The organism is Enterobacter sp. 725m/11 (assembly GCF_011683705.1).
In the GTDB taxonomy this organism is placed as follows: domain Bacteria; phylum Pseudomonadota; class Gammaproteobacteria; order Enterobacterales; family Enterobacteriaceae; genus Enterobacter; species Enterobacter bugandensis.
In genome coordinates this window covers 56,182-76,954 of record NZ_JAAQOK010000007.1, presented here as the reverse complement: position 1 = coordinate 76,954, position 20,773 = coordinate 56,182, and the positions used below count along the sequence as shown (strand labels likewise).

The 20,773-nt window shown below is 55.9% G+C and carries 18 protein-coding genes and 1 other annotated feature; of the genes, 11 read left to right on the top strand and 7 right to left on the bottom strand.

The window, feature by feature from the left end:
• Nucleotides 1-90 precede the first annotated feature (90 nt).
• The 5 genes from maa to acrA form a co-directional block, all read right to left on the bottom strand.
• The gene (gene maa, locus HBA26_RS04665) at nucleotides 91-642 is read right to left on the bottom strand and encodes a maltose O-acetyltransferase (protein WP_028012187.1); all 552 of its coding nucleotides are present in this window, start codon (nucleotides 640-642) and stop codon (nucleotides 91-93) included.
• Between the two features lie 209 nt (nucleotides 643-851).
• The gene (locus tag HBA26_RS04660) at nucleotides 852-1,070 is read right to left on the bottom strand and encodes an HHA domain-containing protein (RefSeq protein ID WP_008499287.1); all 219 of its coding nucleotides are present in this window, start codon (nucleotides 1,068-1,070) and stop codon (nucleotides 852-854) included.
• 27 nt (nucleotides 1,071-1,097) lie between these two features.
• Entirely contained in the window at nucleotides 1,098-1,472 is a 375-nt protein-coding gene (gene tomB, locus HBA26_RS04655; RefSeq protein WP_028012188.1) for an Hha toxicity modulator TomB, read from the bottom strand.
• Nucleotides 1,473-1,981: 509 nt separating this feature from the next.
• Nucleotides 1,982-5,128, bottom strand: a complete 3,147-nt coding sequence (acrB, locus tag HBA26_RS04650) for a multidrug efflux RND transporter permease subunit AcrB (protein WP_126345095.1) — start codon at nucleotides 5,126-5,128, stop codon at nucleotides 1,982-1,984.
• A 22-nt stretch (nucleotides 5,129-5,150) separates the two neighbouring features.
• The gene (acrA, locus tag HBA26_RS04645) at nucleotides 5,151-6,344 is read right to left on the bottom strand and encodes a multidrug efflux RND transporter periplasmic adaptor subunit AcrA (protein ID WP_028012190.1); all 1,194 of its coding nucleotides are present in this window, start codon (nucleotides 6,342-6,344) and stop codon (nucleotides 5,151-5,153) included.
• 141 nt (nucleotides 6,345-6,485) lie between these two features.
• On the opposite strand from acrA, the gene acrR reads away from it, so the two are divergent.
• A complete protein-coding gene (gene acrR, locus HBA26_RS04640; RefSeq protein WP_023310602.1) occupies nucleotides 6,486-7,139 on the top strand; it encodes a multidrug efflux transporter transcriptional repressor AcrR in 654 nt (217 codons plus the stop codon).
• A gap of 112 nt (nucleotides 7,140-7,251) precedes the next feature.
• Nucleotides 7,252-10,599, top strand: coding sequence for a mechanosensitive channel MscK (gene mscK, locus HBA26_RS04635; RefSeq protein WP_126345094.1), 3,348 nt, complete (start codon nucleotides 7,252-7,254; stop codon nucleotides 10,597-10,599).
• A 1-nt stretch (nucleotide 10,600) separates the two neighbouring features.
• On the opposite strand, the gene rsmS is transcribed toward mscK, so the two are convergent.
• Nucleotides 10,601-10,777, bottom strand: coding sequence for a pleiotropic regulatory protein RsmS (gene rsmS / locus HBA26_RS04630; RefSeq protein WP_045631461.1), 177 nt, complete (start codon nucleotides 10,775-10,777; stop codon nucleotides 10,601-10,603).
• 14 nt (nucleotides 10,778-10,791) lie between these two features.
• On the bottom strand, nucleotides 10,792-11,319 hold the full coding sequence (gene priC / locus HBA26_RS04625) for a primosomal replication protein N'' (RefSeq protein WP_063438293.1): 528 nt from the start codon (nucleotides 11,317-11,319) through the stop codon (nucleotides 10,792-10,794).
• Between the two features lie 50 nt (nucleotides 11,320-11,369).
• Between priC and HBA26_RS04620 the strand changes: the two genes are divergently transcribed.
• The 9 genes from HBA26_RS04620 to HBA26_RS04580 all read left to right on the top strand — a co-directional run bounded on the left by HBA26_RS04620 (nucleotide 11,370) and on the right by HBA26_RS04580 (nucleotide 20,738).
• A complete protein-coding gene (locus HBA26_RS04620) occupies nucleotides 11,370-11,747 on the top strand; it encodes a DUF454 family protein (protein ID WP_126345092.1) in 378 nt (125 codons plus the stop codon).
• 151 nt (nucleotides 11,748-11,898) lie between these two features.
• Entirely contained in the window at nucleotides 11,899-12,450 is a 552-nt protein-coding gene (apt, locus tag HBA26_RS04615) for an adenine phosphoribosyltransferase (protein ID WP_000127359.1), read from the top strand.
• Between the two features lie 88 nt (nucleotides 12,451-12,538).
• The gene (gene dnaX / locus HBA26_RS04610; protein WP_047367624.1) at nucleotides 12,539-14,467 is read left to right on the top strand and encodes a DNA polymerase III subunit gamma/tau; all 1,929 of its coding nucleotides are present in this window, start codon (nucleotides 12,539-12,541) and stop codon (nucleotides 14,465-14,467) included.
• Nucleotides 13,797-13,861 (top strand) — a sequence feature (DnaX frameshifting element). (Overlaps the previous gene by 65 nt.)
• Before the next feature lie 54 nt (nucleotides 14,468-14,521).
• Entirely contained in the window at nucleotides 14,522-14,854 is a 333-nt protein-coding gene (locus HBA26_RS04605; RefSeq protein WP_003858972.1) for a YbaB/EbfC family nucleoid-associated protein, read from the top strand.
• Entirely contained in the window at nucleotides 14,854-15,459 is a 606-nt protein-coding gene (gene recR / locus HBA26_RS04600) for a recombination mediator RecR (RefSeq protein WP_006809843.1), read from the top strand. The genes HBA26_RS04605 and recR overlap by 1 nt, the downstream gene beginning before the upstream one ends.
• 110 nt (nucleotides 15,460-15,569) lie before the next feature.
• Nucleotides 15,570-17,444: a molecular chaperone HtpG gene (htpG, locus tag HBA26_RS04595; RefSeq protein WP_063155346.1), complete on the top strand. Its 1,875-nt coding sequence runs from the start codon at nucleotides 15,570-15,572 to the stop codon at nucleotides 17,442-17,444.
• A 195-nt stretch (nucleotides 17,445-17,639) separates the two neighbouring features.
• Nucleotides 17,640-18,284, top strand: a complete 645-nt coding sequence (gene adk, locus HBA26_RS04590; protein ID WP_006809841.1) for an adenylate kinase — start codon at nucleotides 17,640-17,642, stop codon at nucleotides 18,282-18,284.
• 124 nt (nucleotides 18,285-18,408) lie between these two features.
• Nucleotides 18,409-19,371, top strand: coding sequence for a ferrochelatase (gene hemH, locus HBA26_RS04585; protein WP_126345091.1), 963 nt, complete (start codon nucleotides 18,409-18,411; stop codon nucleotides 19,369-19,371).
• Nucleotides 19,372-19,433: 62 nt separating this feature from the next.
• Nucleotides 19,434-20,738 carry an inosine/guanosine kinase gene (locus HBA26_RS04580; protein ID WP_045260696.1) on the top strand — a complete coding sequence of 435 codons (1,305 nt, stop codon included), beginning with the start codon at nucleotides 19,434-19,436 and terminating at the stop codon, nucleotides 20,736-20,738.
• Nucleotides 20,739-20,773: the final 35 nt, after the last annotated feature.

Genomic DNA, 20,773 nt, shown 5'->3' with positions numbered 1-20,773 from the left:
CAGGGTATCTGCCAATTTTAGGGGAGCCATCCGGCTGAAAAAAGTAACAGTCGGGCGCTAAAAGACCATAACAGTTGGCTCCCCGGAGCGTTACAGCGTTTTGATGATTTTCGCCGGGTTGCCGCCCACGACGACGTTAGCCGGCACGTCTTTCGTCACGACGGCACCGGAAGCCACAACCACATTATCCCCGATGGTGACGCCTGGGTTAATGACCGCACGTCCACCAATCCAGACATTATTGCCAATGGTGACGGGCTTACCAAACTCCACTCCGCTGTTACGTTCTTGCGCATCCAGCGGATGGGTGGCCGTATAAATATGAACGCCCGGCGCGAGCATGCAGTTGTCGCCAATATGTACAGGGCAGACATCCAGCATTACGCAATCGAAGTTGGCGTAAAAGTCTTTGCCCAGATAAATGTTATATCCATAGTCACAGCGGAAGCTCGGCTCAATATACGCCCCTTCGCTTTGTCCCAGCAGTTCCGCCAGAATGTTCTGGCGTTCTGTTTTTTCGTCAGGCGCGGTGTGGTTATAGCGGTGAAGCAGATGGCGCGCCCGCAGCCGGTCGGCGCGTAACGTCTCATCACCAGGGCGGTAATGTTCACCTGAAATCATCTTCTGTTTTTCTATGCTCATCGGAAACCTCTCTGGATGTTATTCCTGAAGGGTAATCGCAACAGGCGTTAAGGGGAACGTTCCCGGAAGGCCGATGTGACCACAGTCACAACATTGTTGCTGATGAGCGCGTTTAACACGGAGACCTGGCTTTCGCGCAGGGAGCATAACGGGACAGGTGAATACAGCTTATAACGTGGCGTAGAACCTCTACAGACACACTTCAAAGATTAACGGACAAATTTCCATACAGAAGTAGGGATTTTGTCATACAGCTTATTCATCGTTAGCTCTGCAAGGCGATGGTCAGCGGCTGAATAAAATACCGCCAGTTCATTATCAGAAAGCTCGTATTTATTCTTTTCAATGACGCGTTCAAGGGTGTCAATTGACTGACAACGTCGTAAGCGCATCAAATAATCGATTTTTGTGAGTGGTTTATCAGACATAAATTCACCTTAGTAATTGTAATAATTTTAACAGGAAAGACTAACCGGGTTAGCTCTGCTCACGTTGACGAAACAGCGGAATAGCCGGTTTCCCGATTTACGCCATTTTTGCAAATCCTGTGTGTTAATGCCGTAACTGCTGAACAACATAAAGGTGTCGTCCAGGTATTCATCAATTTGCTCAATGAGCTTATTATCTTCATTGTACTTAATTTTATAATTAAGTGCGAAGGTAGCGATATGCTCTATCAGCTCATTCAACTGTAAATTGATGGCAGACGTTGGGTCATTTACCCAGCCATGGTTGCTTTCATCAAGATTGGCAAGGCAGTCATGGTACAAGGATTCGCAGAGAAATTTCAACTGCGCGATATCATGCCTTTTTGGCGAGTACTCGTCCATAGCGCATCCCCTTCTGAGTGATTTCTTACTCACCGAACATCATTGTCGGGATGGATACATCTGACTTAGCTACATGAGCGCTGTGTTCCTGATAACCTAACTATAAGCCACTCCTTCCTGGATTTCACCGCGCTATTACGAAAAATTACAAATAAAACCGCAGGCTGCGAGCGTCTACGCAAATGTTCATCCGAAACTGAACTTTTTTATCAGGATTAACGATAGTTTTTTCGCTTCCTTACATTTCATTGGCTTAGCTTACAGCCATAAGAAAAGTTCACATCCGGAGTTCCGTTTGTCTTAACTTTTAATTAGGAATATTCCTAACAACTTAAGCAGGGAAATAGATTTAAAAAAATCCTGAGTTCACCTATTAAGTTATCAGTTAAATATGATATGTCTGTTTAAGATGACAGAAAATAAATAGGACCTCAATAAGCTTATTTTATGATTTTTTCTGAAAATGAAAAAGGCCGCAAATGCGGCCTTTTTATTATATGAAACCGGTATCAGTGAGGTTCTACCGAATGACTGTGCTCAACATCTTCATTCTTCCGGCTGAAGCGGCGGCGCACCACCACGAAGAACACCGGGACGAAGAAGATAGCCAGTACGGTCGCGGTGATCATACCGCCCATTACACCTGTACCGACCGCGTTCTGCGCACCGGAGCCTGCACCGGAGCTAATAACCAGCGGCATTACGCCGAGGATGAACGCCAGAGAGGTCATCAGGATTGGACGCAGACGCATACGCACCGCTTCCAGCGTCGCCTCAATAAGGCCTTTACCCTCTTTCTCCATCAGATCTTTGGCGAATTCAACGATAAGTATCGCGTTCTTCGCCGACAAGCCAATGGTTGTCAACAGGCCTACCTGGAAGTACACGTCGTTGGTCAATCCACGGAACGTTGCCGCAAGCAGCGCACCAATAACCCCGAGTGGAACCACCAGCATAACGGAGAACGGAATTGACCAGCTCTCGTACAGCGCCGCCAGACACAGGAAGACCACAATCAGTGAAATGGCGTACAGGGCAGGGGCCTGGTTACCGGACAGACGTTCCTGATAGGACATACCAGTCCAGTCATAGCCGATACCCGCAGGCAGTTTGCTGGCCAGCTCTTCCATCAGGTTCATGGCTTCACCGGTGCTTCGGCCCGGTGCGGCCTGACCCAGGATTTCCATCGACGGCAGACCGTTGTAACGTTCCAGACGCGGAGAGCCGTATTCCCAGTGTGACGTTGAGAAGGATGAGAACGGCACCATCTGACCGTTGCTGCCGCGAACGTACCAGTTGTTAATATCGTTCGGCAACATACGGTACTGCGCTTCGGACATGACGTACACTTTCTTCACGCGACCACGGTCGATGAAGTCGTTGACGTAGCTACCGCCCCAGGCCGCGCCCAGCGTGGTATTGATGTCGCTGATGGACACGCCCAGCGCCTGCGCTTTTTCCTGATCGATGTTGATCTTATACTGCGGCGTATCTTCCAGTCCGTTTGGACGTACGCCGACCAGCAGGTCAGGGTGTTTAGCCACTTCGCCGAACAGCTGGTTACGCGCCTGCGTCAGTTTCTCGTGACCCAGACCGCCCTGGTCGATCAGCTGGAAGTCGAAGCCGGTCGCCGTACCCAGTTCAACAATCGCTGGCAGGTTAAAGGCGAAGACCATCGCATCTTTAATCTGCGAGAAGGTGCCCATGGCACGGCCCGTGATCGCTTCAACTTTATTCTCATCGCCCGGACGATCCGCCCAGTCTTTCAGAGAAACGAAGGCGATACCGGTGTTCTGACCACGACCCGCAAAGCCAAAGCCGTTAACCGCAAACACGGATTCAACGTTCGCTTTCTCTTTGGTGAGATAGTAGTCCGTCACTTCGTCCAGCACCTTCTGGGTACGCTCTTGCGACGCCCCTGCCGGAAGCTGTGCCATCGTCAGGAACACGCCCTGGTCTTCATCTGGCAGGAACGAGCTTGGCAGACGAACGAACAGGAACGCCATCCCCACTACGATGATGATATAGAGCAGCAGATAACGACCGGTGCTGCGCAGGATATTGCCCACGCTGTCGGTGTAGTGGTGCGCGCTCTTATCAAACATGCGGTTAAACCAGCCGAAGAACCCTTTATGCTCGCCGTGACCGCCTTTCTGAACCGGCTTCAGCATGCTGGCACACAGCGCTGGCGTCAGGATTAACGCTACCAGTACCGACAGCGCCATCGCGGAGACGATGGTAATGGAGAACTGGCGGTAAATCGCACCCGTAGAGCCCCCGAAGAAGGCCATCGGGATAAATACCGCGGACAGCACCATCGCAATACCGACCAGCGCGCCCTGGATCTGGCCCATAGATTTACGGGTGGCTTCCTTCGGCGGTAAACCTTCTTCCGCCATCACGCGCTCGACGTTCTCTACTACCACGATGGCGTCATCCACCAGCAGGCCGATGGCGAGCACCATCCCGAACATCGTCAGGGTGTTTATCGAGAACCCAAAGGCTGCAAGGATGGCAAAGGTCCCCAGCAGAACGACCGGCACGGCGATGGTTGGGATCAGCGTCGCGCGGAAGTTTTGCAGGAACAGATACATCACCAGGAACACCAGGATGATCGCTTCTACCAGCGTTTTAACCACTTCGTGAATCGAAATTTTAACGAACGGCGTAGTGTCATACGGATAAACGATTTTCAGGCCTGACGGGAAGAATGGTTCCATCTTCTTCAGTTCCGCACGGATCGCCGTCGCGGTGTCCAGGGCGTTCGCGCCTGTCGCCAGTTTGATACCCAGACCGGACGCCGGTTTACCGTTAAACTTCGCGATGATGTCGTAGTTCTCACCACCCAGCTCAACCCTGGCCACGTCGCGCAGACGAACCTGCGAACCGTCCTGGTTCACCTTCAGCAGAATTTTGCTGAACTCATCGGCGGAGGTCAGACGGGTTTGCGCGATAATGGACGCGTTAAGCTGCTGGCCTTTCACCGGCGGCGTACCGCCTAACTGACCGGCTGCCACCTGGGCGTTCTGCGCTTTAATCGCGTTAATCACGTCAACCGGCGTCAGCTGGAAGTTGTTCAGTTTGTTCGGATCCATCCAGATACGCATCGCGTACTGGGAACCGAACAGCTGGACGTCACCCACACCGGACGTACGGCTGATGGCGTCCTTCATGTTGGCGCCCACGTAGTCGGAAATATCCTCCTGCGTCATGGTGCCGTTGGTGTTAATAACGCCGACAACCATCAGGAAGCTGCTGGACGATTTCTCGACGCTCACACCCTGCTGTTGCACTTCCTGCGGCAGAAGAGGCATTGCCAGCTGCAGTTTGTTCTGCACCTGAACCTGCGCAATGTCCGCATCCGTACCGGATTCAAAGGTCAGGGTGATCTGAACCGTACCGGTGGAGTCACTGTTTGAGGACATGTACATCAGGTTATCGATACCATTCATGTTCTGTTCGATAACCTGAGTCACGGTATCCTGCACCGTTTTCGCATCAGCCCCCGGGTAGGTTGCGGAGATCGTTACCGCCGGTGGCGCAATCGTTGGATATTGCGCAACAGGCAGCTTCAGGATCGCAAGTCCCCCGGCCAGCATGATGATAATGGCGATCACCCACGCAAATATGGGGCGATCGATAAAGAAATTAGGCATGTCTTAACGGCTCCTGTTTAAGTTAAGACTTGGTTTGTTCTGACTGGCCAGCGGCCGAAGCTTGTTGTTTATCGTCAGATGTCACTTCCTGTGCTTTTACCTGCGCGCCAGGACGTACTTTTTGCAAACCAGTAACAATCACGCGATCGCCATCTTTCAGACCTTCCGTCACCAGCCATTTATCGCCAATCGCCTGCGTGGCGGTGATATTGCGCGTTTCGACTTTGTTATCTGCCCCAACAACCAGTGCGCTCGCATCGCCGCGTGGCGTACGGGTCACACCCTGCTGTGGAACAAGAAGTGCGGTTGGATTCGTTCCTTCTTCCAGACGCGCGCGAACGAACATACCTGGCAGCAGATTTTTGTCAGGGTTCGGGAAAATCGCACGTAAGGTGATGGAACCGGTGGTCTGGTCGACCGTCACATCAGAGAATTCCAGAGTACCTTCCTGCGGGAACTTGATACCGTCGTTGGTAACCAGCTCCACTTTGGCTTTGCCGTTTTCCTGTTTCAGGGTGCCGTTAGCCAGCTCCTGTTTCAGGCGCAGGAAATCGTTGCTGGACTGCGTCACGTCAACGTAGATCGGATCAAGCTGCTGCACGGTAGCCAGCGCAGTGGTCTGCCCGTTCTGCACCAGCGCCCCTTCCGTCACGGCAGATTTACCAATACGACCGCTGATAGGGGAGGTCACTTTGGTATAGGCCAGGTTAATGCGTGCAGTTTCGACAGCCGCTTTGGCTGCTACCACGGCCGCGTTAGCCTGCTGGGCATCTGCCAGCGCGGTATCGTAATCCTGTTGGCTGATGTACTTCGTGCCGAGCAGTTTCTGATAGCGGTTCAGCGTCAGCTGAGCGATTTTTGCCGCCGCTTGTGCTTTAGCCAGGTCACCTTTCGCGCTTTCATAAGAAGCCTGATAGGTTGCGGGATCAATCTGATACAGAGACTCACCGGCCTTCACATCGCCGCCTTCGGTAAAGTTACGTTTCAGGATAATGCCGCTAACCTGAGGACGCACTTCCGCAATGCGGTAAGCGTTTGTACGGCCTGGTAATTCTGTGGTGATCTGCAGAGGTTCAGATTTGAGTGTCACAACGCCGACTTCTGGCGCCTGCTGAGCTCCTTGTTGAGCCGGTTTGTCGTCACATCCTGTAAGCGCTAAGCTGCCTGAGAGCATCAGAACGACCGCCAGAGGCGTTAACCCTCTGTTTTTGTTCATATGTAAACCTCGAGTGTCCGATTTCAAATTGATCAAGGGTCCTGAGTCTAAAAACCCATTGCTGCGTTTATATTATCGTCATGCTATGGTACATACATTCACAAATGTATGTAAATCTGACTCCTGTAAATTCACCCACCTATGGCACGAAAAACTAAACAACAAGCGCTGGAAACCCGACAACACATTCTGGATGTGGCAATACGTTTGTTCTCTCAGCAGGGTGTTTCTTCTACCTCGCTGGCGCAAATTGCTCAGGCTGCCGGTGTGACGCGGGGAGCTATTTACTGGCATTTTAAAGACAAGTCAGATCTGTTCAGTGAAATATGGGAGCTTTCAGAGTCCAGCATTAGCGATCTCGAGAGTGAGTATCGGGCAAAATTCCCTGACGATCCACTCTCAGTATTAAGAGAAATATTAGTATATATCCTTGAAGCAACGGTAGTTGAAGAGCGTCGCAGATTAATGATGGAAATTATCTTTCATAAATGTGAGTTCGTGGGCGAAATGGCGGTGGTGCAACAGGCGCAGCGCAGCCTCAGCCTCGAGAGCTACGATCGTATCGAACAGAACCTGAACCTGTGTATGCAGGCAAAGCTGTTACCGGCCAATTTACTCACCCGCCGGGCGGCCATCCTGATGCGCAGCTACATTTCAGGTCTGATGGAAAACTGGCTTTTTGCGCCGCAATCCTTTGACCTCAAAGAGGAAGCCCGCAGCTACGTGGCGATTTTACTGGAAATGCTACAGCTCTGCCCGACGCTGCGCAGCGACGCGCCTTCGCTCACGGCCTGAGCCCTTCCAGGATTTATCTCAGAGGCTTACGTTCTCGCTATTCTGCTTCCGACGAGCGTGATATTCTTCACGCCGGACTATTTTCGGTCATCTGCTGACATCATTCACAACTATGCTGCCCATCAATCGCTCGCAACATCCTGTATTTGCATTGCTCTTTGCTATGCTGTTTTTCTTCTCCACCGCGCCGCTTTCCTGGGCCCGCGCAGACAACAGCACTGATATTCCCTCGCGCAGTGAAATTCAGTCGCAGCTCGACACCCTGAACAAACAAAAAGAGCTCTCTCCTCAGGAGAAACTCACCCAGCAGGATCTGACGGAAACGCTGGAAAACATTGATAAGATTGAGCGCGTTAAAGCTGAAACCACCCAGCTTCGTCAGAAGGTGGCGCAGGCGCCTGAGAACATGCGTAAGGCCACGGAAGCACTGAGCGCGCTGAGCGACGTCGATAACGACGATGAAACGCGCAAAACGCTCTCCACGCTCTCCTTACGCCAGCTGGAATCGCGCGTCGCGCAATTGCTCGACGATCTGCAAACCGCACAGTCTGACCTCGCGACTTACAACAGTCAGCTCGTCTCCCTGCAAACCCAGCCCGAGCGCGTGCAAAACGCGATGTACGCCGCGTCTCAGCAGCTGCAGCAGATCCGCAACCGCCTGAACGGCACGACGGTAGGGGAGGGCACGCTGCGCCCGACCCAGCAAACCCTGCTGCTGGTTCAGCAGTCGCTGCTCAATGCGCAAATCGAACAGCAGCGTAAAAGCCTGGAAGGGAATACGGTGCTGCAGGACACGCTCCAGAAACAGCGTGATTACGTGACGGCGAATATTAATCGTCTGGAGCATCAGCTTCAGCTGTTGCAGGAGGCGGTAAACAGCAAACGCCTGACCCTGACGGAAAAAACCGCTCAGGAAGCCGTATCGCCGGACGAAACTGCCCGCATTCAGGCCAACCCGCTGGTGAAGCAGGAGCTTGAGGCTAACCACCAGCTCAGCCAGCGCCTGATACTTGCGACGGAAAGCGGCAACTCGCTGGTTCAGCAAAATATCAAAGTGAAGAACTGGCTGGATCGCGCGCTGCAGGCGGAACGCAACATCAAAGAGCAGATCGCGGTCTTGAAGGGCAGCCTCCTGCTGTCGCGTATTCTCTACCAGCAGCAGCAGACGCTGCCGTCTGCCGACGAGCTGGAGGACATGACCAACCGCATTGCGGATTTACGTCTGGAGCAGTTTGACGTCAACCAGCAGCGCGATGCCCTTTTCCAGAGTGATGCTTTCGTCGCCAAAATTGAAGAGGGGCACTCCAGTGACGTAAACCCGGAAGTGCATGACGCGCTGCTCCAGGTGGTGGATATGCGCCGTGAACTGCTGGACCAGCTCAATAAACAGCTGGGCAACCAGTTGATGATGGCAATTAACCTGCAGATCAACCAGCAGCAGCTGGTCAGCGTGTCAAAAAGCCTGCAGGAGATTTTGACGCAGCAGATTTTCTGGGTGAACAGCAACAAGCCGATGGACTGGGACTGGATTAAGTCCTTCCCGGAGACGCTGAAAACGCAGATTAAGAGCATGAAAATCACCGTGAACTGGGAGAAAGCCTGGCCTGCGGTAATGATTGCTTTCCTGGCGGGCTTACCGCTGCTGCTGATTGCCGGTCTGATCCGCTGGCGTTTGAAATGGCTGAAACAGTACCAGGCGAAGCTGGCCTCGGAAGTGGGGCAACTGCGTAACGACAGCCAGCTCCATACGCCAAAAGCGATTCTGATCGATCTCATTCGCGCGCTGCCGGTGTGCCTGATTATTCTGGCCGTGGGTCTGATCCTGCTCACGATGCAGCTTAACGTCAGCGATCTGCTCTGGGCGTTCAGTAAAAAACTGGCGCTGTTCTGGCTGGTATTTGGCGTGTGCTGGAAGGTGCTCGAAAAAGACGGCGTGGCGGTGCGTCACTTCAACATGCCGGCTCAGCTGACCAGCCACTGGCGTCGCCAGATTGTGCGCGTCAGCCTGGCGCTCCTGCCGCTGCACTTCTGGTCGGTAGTCTCCGAGCTTTCCCCGCTGCATCTGATGGATGATGTGCTGGGTCAACTGGTCATTCTGCTCAACCTGCTGCTGATTGGGATCCTGATGTGGCCGATGTGCCGCGACAGCTGGCGTGATAAAGAGTCCCACAATATCCGTCTGGCCACCGTGACGGTGTTGGCGATCATTCCGCTGGCGCTGATGGTGCTTACGGCAACGGGCTACTTCTACACCACGCTGCGCCTGTCCGGGCGCTGGATCGAGACGGTCTATCTGGTGATCGTCTGGAACCTGCTCTATCAGACCGTGCTGCGCGGCTTAAGCGTCGCGGCCCGCCGCATTGCTTACCGTCGTGCCATTGCGCGTCGTCAGCATCAGGTGAAAGAGGGGGCTGAAGGCGCGGAGCCGCAGGAAGAGCCGACCATCGCGCTGGAGCAGGTTAACCAGCAGACGCTGCGTATCACCATGCTGGTGATGATCGCGCTGTTTGCGGTGATGTTCTGGGCGATCTGGTCTGATTTAATTACCGTCTTCGCCTATCTCGACAGTATTACCCTCTGGCAGTACAACGGTACCGAAGCCGGCGCGGCGGTGATGAAAAGCGTCACCATGGGCAGCCTGCTGTTTGCGCTGGTGTCGTCGGTGGTGGCCTGGGCGCTGATTCGTAACCTGCCGGGTCTGCTGGAAGTGCTGGTGCTCTCAAGGCTGAACCTGCGCCAGGGGGCGTCTTACGCCATCACCACCATCCTGAATTACGTCATCATTATCGTCGGGGCGATGACGGTATTCGGCTCGCTGGGCGTCTCGTGGGATAAACTGCAGTGGCTGGCGGCGGCCCTCTCGGTCGGTCTTGGTTTTGGCCTGCAGGAGATCTTCGGTAACTTTGTCTCCGGCCTGATTATCCTCTTCGAACGTCCGGTGCGTATCGGCGATACCGTCACCATCGGTACGTTCTCCGGTACGGTCAGCAAGATCCGAATTCGTGCGACCACCATCACTGACTTCGATCGTAAAGAGGTGATCATCCCGAACAAAGCGTTCGTGACCGAGCGTCTGATCAACTGGTCGCTCTCGGATACCACCACGCGCGTGGTGATTCGCCTCGGCGTGGCCTACGGTTCCGATCTGGATAAAGTGAAAGAGGTATTGCTTAAAGCCGCTAAATCGCATCCAAAAGTCATGCACGATCCTGCGCCAGATGTCTTCTTCACCACCTTCGGGCCAAGCACGCTGGATCACGAGCTGCGTTTATACGTGCGTGAACTGCGCGATCGCAGCTACACCGTTGATGAACTGAACCGCGCGATCGACCGCCTGTGCCGTGAAAACAACATTAACATCGCCTTCAACCAGCTTGAGGTTCACCTGCATAATGAGAAAGGTGACGAGCACACGGAAGTGAAGCGCGACATTAAGGGCGACGACCCGACTCCGGCTTAATCTATTTTCCCTCTCCCACAGGGAGAGGGTTAGGGTGAGGGGGAAGTTTCCCCTCAAAATCCCGCCGCACAATCTCCAGCGCTTTAAGCACCGTCTCGGCCGGGATCTCATGATTCTCCAGCAGCATAATCAAATCGACGGCCAGCTTGACCTCGTCGGGTGCATTTTCCAGTGACATAGATGTGGCTCCAGTTAACGGGTCAGGCGTTCAATCACGCGTTCAATCTCATCCAGCGCCTGACGGCAGCGGACGATGCGGCCTTCCAGCGCGCTAATCTCGCGCATCAATAGCTGCTGCTCTTCCAGCGTTTCGCTGTTGTTCAGGCGGGTTTCGCGCTCGCGCTTCATCTCAAACAGACGCCGCTCAAACTCCTGGTTCTCCAGCCGCTTGCGCTGCCATTTGCCCAGACCAGGCGAGGCGCTGTCCCACGCCCGTAGCGGCCAGGCGGCGATTTCGCGGTGCAGGGCAGTGATCTGCTCGGTAAGATGCTCCGCAAGCCACACCACCTGTTCCTGTTGTTCACTCTCAACCGCGTGGCGAAGCTCATCGAGGTTGGTCTGCATCTCAGCAAGGTAATCCTGAATGACGGTGCTGCGGGTGCGGAAAAGCTGCCGGTCAAAGCGCGGTTTCAGCGTGGCGTGTCCCATCAGCGGCGTGGCCTGCGCCCGCAGAGCGATCAGCTGATTTTGCAGCTTCTCAAGAAGCAGTGCTGTTTTCAATGCGCTCTCCAGTGGTAAAGTAGCCGTTCAGTTTGATAACGATTCGCATTATGCAGCGTACTATTTTAATCATCATTGGCTGGCTCGCGGTAGTGCTGGGTACGCTAGGTGTGGTTTTGCCCTTGCTGCCGACCACCCCGTTTATCCTGCTGGCCGCCTGGTGCTTCGCCCGCTCGTCGCCGCGTTTTCACCACTGGCTCCTGTACCGCTCGTGGTTTGGCGGCTACCTGCGGTACTGGCAAAAACACCGGGCCATGCCGCCCGGGGCCAAGCCGCGCGCCATTGCCTTTATCCTGATCACCTTCGCCGTTTCGTTATGGCTGGTGAACATGATGTGGGTGCGTATTCTGCTGCTGGCGATCCTGGCCTGCCTGCTGATCTTCATGTGGCGGATCCCCGTGGTTGATGAAAAGCAACAAAAGCACTGAAGCCTCATCATGGCGGTTGCAATTATGGCGCGCAGCCAGTAAATTCGACCGTTTTCGAGCACAGGTGCGCCTGGTCAAAGGTTAAACAACTGTTACTTTGACCGACTCGTCGCGCGCCGTGAGTAACACTGTTTCATTTAGGCACAAACCGATGACCGCAACTGCACAGCAGCTTGAATATCTGAAAAATAGCATCAAAAGCATCCAGGACTATCCAAAGCCTGGCATTCTTTTCCGTGATGTCACCAGCTTGCTGGAAGACCCGAAAGCGTACGCGCTCAGCATTGAACTGCTGGTGGAGCGTTATAAAAACGCCGGGATCACCAAAGTAGTAGGTACCGAAGCCCGCGGCTTCCTGTTTGGCGCACCGGTTGCGCTGGCGATGGGCGTGGGTTTTGTGCCGGTGCGTAAGCCGCGCAAACTGCCGCGTGAAACCATCGCGGAGAGCTACGAGCTGGAGTACGGCACCGATCAGCTGGAGATCCACGTTGACGCGATCAAGCCTGGCGACAAAGTGCTGGTGGTGGACGATCTGCTGGCAACCGGCGGCACTATCGAAGCGACCGTGAAGCTGATCCGCCGTCTGGGTGGTGAAGTGACCGACGCGGCCTTCATCATCAACCTGTTCGATCTTGGCGGTGAACAGCGCCTGGAAAAACAGGGCATTACCAGCTACAGCCTGGTGCCTTTCCCGGGTCATTAATCCCGGTTTTCACAACCTCGCTCAATGGGTGAGGTTGTGATAGCATTCCCCTCCATAAATTCACCTTCCAGCGTTGCAGAGCCTGCCCATGAGTTATCAGGTGTTAGCCCGTAAATGGCGACCACAAACCTTTGCTGACGTTGTCGGTCAGGAACATGTGCTGACGGCCCTGGCGAACGGCTTGTCGCTAGGTCGCATCCATCACGCTTATCTTTTTTCCGGCACCCGCGGCGTCGGTAAGACTTCTATTGCCCGTCTGCTGGCGAAAGGTCTGAACTGCGAAACCGGGATCACCGCCACCCCGTGCGGCGTGTGTGACAATTGTCGCGAGATCGAGCAGGGGCGTTTTGTCGATCTGATCGAGATCGACGCCGCCTCGCGTACCAAGGTGGAAGACACCCGCGATCTGCTCGACAACGTGCAGTACGCCCCGGCGCGCGGCCGCTTCAAGGTCTACCTGATCGATGAAGTGCACATGCTGTCGCGCCACAGCTTTAACGCCCTGCTGAAAACGCTGGAAGAGCCGCCCGCGCACGTTAAATTCCTGCTGGCGACCACCGATCCGCAAAAGCTGCCGGTCACCATCCTGTCGCGCTGCCTGCAGTTCCACCTGAAGGCGCTGGACGTTGAGCAGATCCGCGCTCAGCTTGAGCACATCCTTGATGAAGAGAAGATCGTTCACGAGCCGCGCGCCCTGCAGCTGCTGGCCCGCGCGGCTGACGGCAGCCTGCGTGATGCGCTAAGCCTGACCGACCAGGCGATTGCCAGCGGTGACGGCAAGCTCTCGACCGAAGCGGTCAGCACCATGCTCGGCACGCTGGATGACGATCAGGCGCTGTCGCTCATCGAAGCGATGATTGCCGCCAACGGCGAGCGCGTGATGTCGCTGGTGAACGCGGCCGCTGCCCGCGGTATTGAGTGGGAAGCGCTGCTGGTTGAGATGCTCAGCCTGCTGCACCGCGTGGCGATGCTGCAGCTGTCTCCGTCGGCCATCGGTGCGGATATGGCCGCTATTGAACAGCGGATGCGTGAACTTGCCCGCACCGTGCCGCCTGCCGACGTGCAGCTGTATTACCAGACGCTGCTGATTGGCCGCAAAGAGTTACCGTTCGCGCCGGACCCCAGGATGGGCGTCGAAATGACGCTGCTGCGCGCGCTGGCGTTCCATCCGCGCATGCCGTTGCCGGAACCGGAAGCGCCGCGGCAGTCTTTTGCCCCGGTCGCCCCTACGGCGGTAATGTCACCGCAGCAGGTGCCACCGCAGCCGACGCCGCCGCCACAGCAAAACGTGCCGCTGTCGGATGCCACCAGTTCGGTGCTTGCCGCACGCAGCCAGCTGCAGCGTGCGCAGGGAGTAACCAAACCAAAAAAGAGTGAACCGGCAGCGCCAGGAAGAGCGCGGCCGGTGAACAACGCCGCGCTTGAACGACTGGCCTCGGTAACGGAGCGCGTACAGTCGCGTCCGGCACCGTCCGCGCTCGAGCAGAAAGCCCCGGTGAAAGAAGAGGCTTACCGCTGGAAGGCGACCACCGTTGTTGAAACGGTCAAGGAAGTGGTCGCCACGCCGAAAGCGCTGAAAAAGGCGCTGGAGCATGAAAAAACGCCGGAGCTTTCCGCTAAGCTCGCCGAAGAGTCCATCGCGCGCGACGCCTGGGCCGCTGAGGTCAGCCAACTCCAGCTGCCGAAGCTGGTGGAGCAGGTCGCGCTGAACGCCTGGAAAGAGCAGGACGGCAATCAGGTGCGTCTGCACCTGCGTCCGGGCCAGCGGCACCTCAATTCCCCTGGCGCGCAAAAGGCGCTGGCCGAGGCGCTTGCTGCTTTACAGGGTTCACCGGTTGAATTGACTATCATTGAAGATGATAATCCGGCAGTGAAAACGCCGCTCGAGTGGCGCCAGGCCATTTATGAAGAGAAGCTCGCGCAGGCGCGCGAGGCAATTATTGCGGATAACAACATCCAGACCCTGCGCCGGTTCTTCGACGCCGATCTGGATGAAGAGAGTATTCGCCCCATTTGATCGTGAGTCTGACTTACGGTTGTAATCCTTAAACGTGAAAGAAGAGAGAAGCCTATGTTTGGTGGAAAAGGCGGTCTGGGTGGCCTGATGAAGCAGGCTCAGCAGATGCAGGAAAAAATGCAGAAAATGCAGGAAGAGATCGCTCAGCTGGAAGTCACGGGTGAGTCTGGTGCCGGTCTGGTCAAGGTGACCATCAACGGTGCGCACAACTGCCGTCGCGTTGAAATCGACCCGAGCCTGCTCGAAGACGACAAAGAAATGCTGGAAGATCTGGTTGCAGCCGCGTTTAACGATGCCGCTCGCCGTATCGACGAAACCCAGAAAGAGAAAATGGCCTCTGTTTCCAGCGGTATGCAGCTGCCGCCGGGCTTTAAGATGCCGTTCTGATGCAAACCAGTCCGCTGCTCACGCAGTTAATGGAAGCACTGCGCTGCCTGCCGGGCGTTGGCCCGAAGTCGGCGCAGCGCATGGCGTTTACGCTATTGCAGCGCGACCGCAGCGGCGGGATGCGCCTGGCGCAGGCTTTAACCCGCGCCATGTCAGAAATTGGTCACTGTGCGGATTGCCGGACCTTTACCGAGCAGGACGTGTGTAACATCTGTACGAACCCGCGTCGTCAGGAAAACGGTCAGATTTGCGTGGTGGAGAGTCCGGCGGACATCTACGCCATCGAACAAACCGGGCAGTTTTCCGGCCGCTACTTTGTGCTGATGGGGCATCTCTCCCCGCTGGACGGCATTGGCCCGGACGATATCGGTCTCGATCGCCTTGAACAGCGTCTTGAGTCCGAAACCATCAAAGAGGTGATCCTCGCCACCAACCCGACGGTGGAAGGGGAGGCAACCGCCAACTATATCGCCGAGCTGTGCGCGCAGTACGGTGTTGACGCCAGCCGCATCGCCCACGGCGTGCCGGTCGGCGGCGAGCTGGAGATGGTCGACGGCACCACGCTGTCGCACTCGCTGGCCGGACGACACAAGATTATTTTCTGACCAAACGGAGGCTGCGCGCGCGGCCTCCGCTTGAAAATTTCCCCCCTTATCCCCATCTCTCACTCAACGTTTTACAACCCCATTAAATGGCATTGTTGAGGTCGACTTAGATGAAAGGACAAGAAACCCGTGGTTTCCAGTCAGAAGTAAAACAGCTTCTGCACCTGATGATCCATTCCCTGTATTCCAACAAAGAAATTTTCCTGCGTGAGCTGATTTCCAACGCCTCCGATGCGGCGGACAAGCTGCGCTTCCGCGCGCTGTCCAACCCGGATCTGTATGAAGGCGACGGCGAACTGCGCGTGCGCGTCTCTTTCAACAAAGAGAACCGCACCCTGACCATCGCTGATAACGGCATCGGGATGAACCGCGACGAGGTGATCGACCACCTTGGCACCATCGCTAAATCCGGCACCAAAGCGTTCCTGGAGTCCATGGGCTCTGACCAGGCGAAAGACAGCCAGCTGATTGGCCAGTTCGGCGTAGGCTTCTACTCGGCGTTCATCGTGGCGGACAAAGTCACCGTGCGCACCCGTGCCGCGGGCGACAGCGCCGAGAACGGCGTGCTGTGGGAATCCAAAGGGGAAGGCGAATACACCGTTGATGACATCACCAAAGCGGATCGCGGCACCGAAATCACCCTCCACCTGCGCGAAGGCGAAGATGATTTCCTGAACGACTGGCGCGTACGCTCCATCATCAGCAAATATTCCGACCACATCGCGCTGCCGGTAGAGATTGAAAAACAGGAAGAGAAAGACGGTGAAACCGTGGTTTCCTGGGAGAAAATCAACAAGGCGCAGGCGCTGTGGACGCGTAACAAGGCTGAAATCAAAGACGACGAGTACAACGAATTCTACAAGCATATCGCCCACGACTTTACCGACCCGCTGACCTGGAGCCACAACCGTGTGGAAGGGAAGCAGGAGTACACCAGCCTGCTGTACATTCCGGCGCAGGCGCCGTGGGACATGTGGAACCGCGATCACAAGCACGGCCTGAAGCTGTACGTGCAGCGCGTCTTCATCATGGACGACGCCGAGCAGTTCATGCCGAACTACCTGCGCTTTGTTCGTGGCCTGATAGACTCCAACGATCTGCCGCTGAACGTCTCCCGCGAAATCCTCCAGGATAGCACCGTCACCCGTAATCTGCGTAACGCCCTGACCAAACGTGCGTTGCAGATGCTGGAAAAACTGGCGAAAGACGACGCGGAAAAATACCAGACCTTCTGGAAACAGTTCGGCCTGGTGTTGAAAGAAGGCCCGGCGGAAGACATGGCGAACGTTGAAACCATCGCCAAACTGCTGCGCTTCGCCTCTACGCACACTGACTCCTCCGCCCAGACCGTGTCGCTGGAAGAGTACGTCTCCCGCATGAAGGAAGGGCAGGAGAAGATCTACTACATCACCGCCGACAGCTATGCGGCAGCGAAGAGCAGCCCGCACCTGGAGCTGCTGCGTAAGAAAGGCATCGAAGTGCTGCTGCTGTCTGACCGCATCGACGAGTGGATGATGAACTACCTGACCGAGTTCGACGGTAAGGCGTTCCAGTCTGTTGCCAAAGCCGACGAGTCCATCGACAAGCTGGCGGATGAAGTGGACGAAAACGCGAAAGAAGCCGAGAAGGCGCTGGAGCCGTTCGTTGAGCGTGTCAAAACCCTGCTGGGCGACCGCGTGAAAGAGGTGCGCTTCACGCACCGTCTGACCGATACTCCGGCGATTGTCACCACCGATGCGGACGAAATGAGCACCCAGATGGCGAAGCTGTTCGCCGCGGCGGGCCAGGCTGTGCCGGAAGTGAAATATATCTTTGAGCTTAATCCGGATCATCCGCTGGTGAAACGCGCGGCGGATACCCAGGATGAAGCTCGCTTTGCCGAGTGGGTTGAACTCCTGCTGGATCAGTCCCTGCTGGCCGAGCGCGGCACCCTGGAAGATCCTAACCTGTTCATTAAACGTGTGAATGCGCTGCTGCTGGCGTAACTGACCACGTCTCCCCTGGTCTTCTCCCTCCCACCGTGGGAGAGGGCCGGGGTGAGGGCACCAGACCGCACTCTCCCAAATTATCTCCCCCCATTAACCGTTTCAGCCTTCCCGCCTTCCTTGAGCCACGCCCGTTCTGGTGGTATTGTTTAGCGCTTTTGAAAAATTGAAACGACATTTGAGGGGATTTTCGCAATGCGTATTATTCTGCTTGGCGCTCCGGGCGCGGGTAAAGGAACTCAGGCTCAGTTCATCATGGAGAAATACGGTATTCCGCAAATCTCCACCGGTGACATGCTGCGCGCCGCTGTAAAATCTGGCTCCGAGCTGGGTAAACAAGCGAAAGACATCATGGACGCAGGCAAGCTGGTAACCGACGAGCTGGTTATCGCGCTGGTTAAAGAGCGCATTGCGCAGGAAGACTGCCGCAACGGTTTCCTGCTGGACGGCTTCCCGCGCACCATTCCTCAGGCTGACGCCATGAAAGAAGCGGGCATCAACGTGGACTACGTTCTGGAGTTCGACGTACCGGACGAGCTGATCGTTGACCGTATCGTTGGCCGTCGCGTGCACGCTGCCTCTGGCCGCGTTTACCACATCAAATTCAACCCGCCTAAGGTTGAAGGCAAAGACGACGTGACCGGCGAAGAGCTGACCACCCGTAAAGACGATCAGGAAGAGACCGTGCGTAAACGCCTGGTGGAATACCATCAGATGACCGCACCGCTGATTGGCTACTACACCAAAGAAGCGCAGGCGGGTAACACCAAATACGCCAAAGTTGATGGCACCAAAGCCGTGGCTGACGTACGTGCAGAGCTGGAAAAAATCCTCGGCTAATCACGCGCCTCTCACCCGGGTTTCCGGGTGAGAAATATTCTCATCTTACCTATTACAGCAATGGGTTTCGTTTAAACGCATTTCCGCTACAATTGACAACCTATCAAATGGTTAAGAGGCGTGAATGAGTCAGGCGAAAACCGGCATCCTGCTTGCCAATCTGGGCACCCCAGAAGCACCCACTCCAGCGGCGGTAAAACGCTACCTGCGACAATTTTTAAGCGACACCCGCGTCGTGGATTTTCCGAGACTGCTGTGGTGGCCGCTGCTGCGTGGCGTCATTCTGCCGATTCGCTCTCCGCGCGTCGCCAAACTTTATCAGTCCGTCTGGATGGAAGAGGGCTCGCCACTGATGGTGTACAGCCGTCGCCAGGAAAAAGCGCTGGCCGCCCGTCTGCCGGATATGCCCGTCGCACTCGGCATGAGCTACGGTAAACCTTCTCTGGAAAGCGCCGTCGATGCGCTGATGGCACAGGGCGTGGAGCATATCGTCGTGCTGGCCTTGTATCCGCAGTACTCCTGCTCGACGGTGGCCGCCGTCTGGGACGAGCTGGCGCGTATTCTGAAGACGCGCCGCCGCATTCCGGGCGTGACCTTTATTCGCGATTATGCGGATAACGAGCTCTACATTAAGGCGCTTGCCAACAGCGCTCGTGCGTCGTTTGAAAAGCACGGCGAACCGGATCTGCTGCTGCTCTCCTATCACGGTATTCCGCAGCGTTTCGCCAACGAAGGGGATGATTACCCCCAGCGCTGCCGCGATACCACCCGCGAGCTGGTCTCCGCCCTTGGCCTGCCGCCGGAGAAGGTGATGATGACCTTCCAGTCGCGCTTTGGCCGCGAGCCGTGGCTGACGCCGTACACCGATGAAACCCTCAAAATGCTCGGCGAGAAGGGCGTGAAGCACATTCAGGTGATGTCGCCGGGCTTCTCGGCGGACTGCCTTGAAACGCTGGAGGAGATCGCGGTGCAAAACCGGGAATTTTTCCTTGAGGCCGGCGGCGAAAAGTATGAGTACATTCCGGCGCTTAACGACTCACCTGAGCATATCGACATGATGGTCTCGCTGGTGACGAACAGCCGCTGATCGCACTCCGGGCCGGGTTTGTGCTACCATTCCCGGCCCATATTCTTCGTACAGTTCAGACCATGAAATTTCCCGGTAAACGCAAATCCAAACACTACTTTCCCGTCGATGCCCGCGATCCGCTCCTGCAGCAAATCCAGCCTGAAAATGAAACCAGCGCGGCCTGGGTTGTCGGTATCGACCAGACGCTGGTGGACATTGAAGCGAAAGTGGATGATGAGTTTGTCGCCCGTTACGGTCTGAGCGCCGGTCACTCGCTGGTGATTGAGGACGACGTTGCCGAAGCGCTGTATCAGGAGCTGGTGCGCGAAAATCTGATTACCCATCAGTTCGCTGGCGGCACCATCGGCAACACCATGCATAATTACTCGGTGCTGGCAGATGACCGCTCGGTGCTGCTCGGCGTGATGTGCAGCAATATCGAAATCGGTGGCTACGCCTACCGCTACCTGTGCAACACCTCCAGCCGCACCGATCTTAACTATCTCCAGGGCGTAGACGGGCCGATTGGCCGCTGCTTTACGCTGATCGGCGAATCCGGCGAGCGTACCTTTGCCATCAGCCCGGGCCACATGAACAAGCTGCGCGCGGAAAGCATTCCCGAAGAGGTGATCGCGGGCGCGTCTGCGCTGGTGCTGACCTCCTACCTGGTGCGCTGCAAGCCGGGCGAGCCGATGCCGGAAGCGACCATGAAGGCGATTGAGTACGCCAAAAAGTACGATGTGCCGGTAGTGTTAACCCTGGGCACCAAATTTGTGATTGCCGATAACCCGGAGTGGTGGCAGACCTTCCTGAAAGAGCACGTCTCGATTCTGGCGATGAACGAAGAAGAGGCCGAGGCGCTGACCGGTGAAAGCGATCCGCTGCTGGCGTCCGACAAAGCGCTGGACTGGGTGGATCTGGTGCTCTGCACCGCCGGTCCGGTTGGGCTGTATATGGCGGGCTTCACCGAAGAAGAGAGCAAGCGCAAAACCCAGCACCCGCTGCTGCCGGGGGCGATTGCGGAGTTCAACCAGTACGAGTTCAGCCGCGGCATGCGCCACAAAGACTGCGTGAATCCGCTGCGTATCTACTCCCACATTGCGCCGTATATGGGCGGGCCGGAGAAGATCATGAACACTAACGGCGCGGGCGACGGCGCGCTTGCCGCGCTGCTGCATGACATTACCGCGAACGCCTATCACAAAACTAACGTGCCGAACTCCAGCAAGCACAAGTTCAGCTGGCTGACCTATTCGTCGCTGGCGCAGGTGTGTAAGTACGCCAACCGCGTGAGCTACCAGGTACTGAACCAGCATTCGCCGCGCTTAACGCGGGGTCTGCCGGAACGAGAAGACAGCCTCGAAGAGGCGTACTGGGACAGGTAAAAGCAAAACGGCAACCTGTGGTTGCCGTTTTTAGT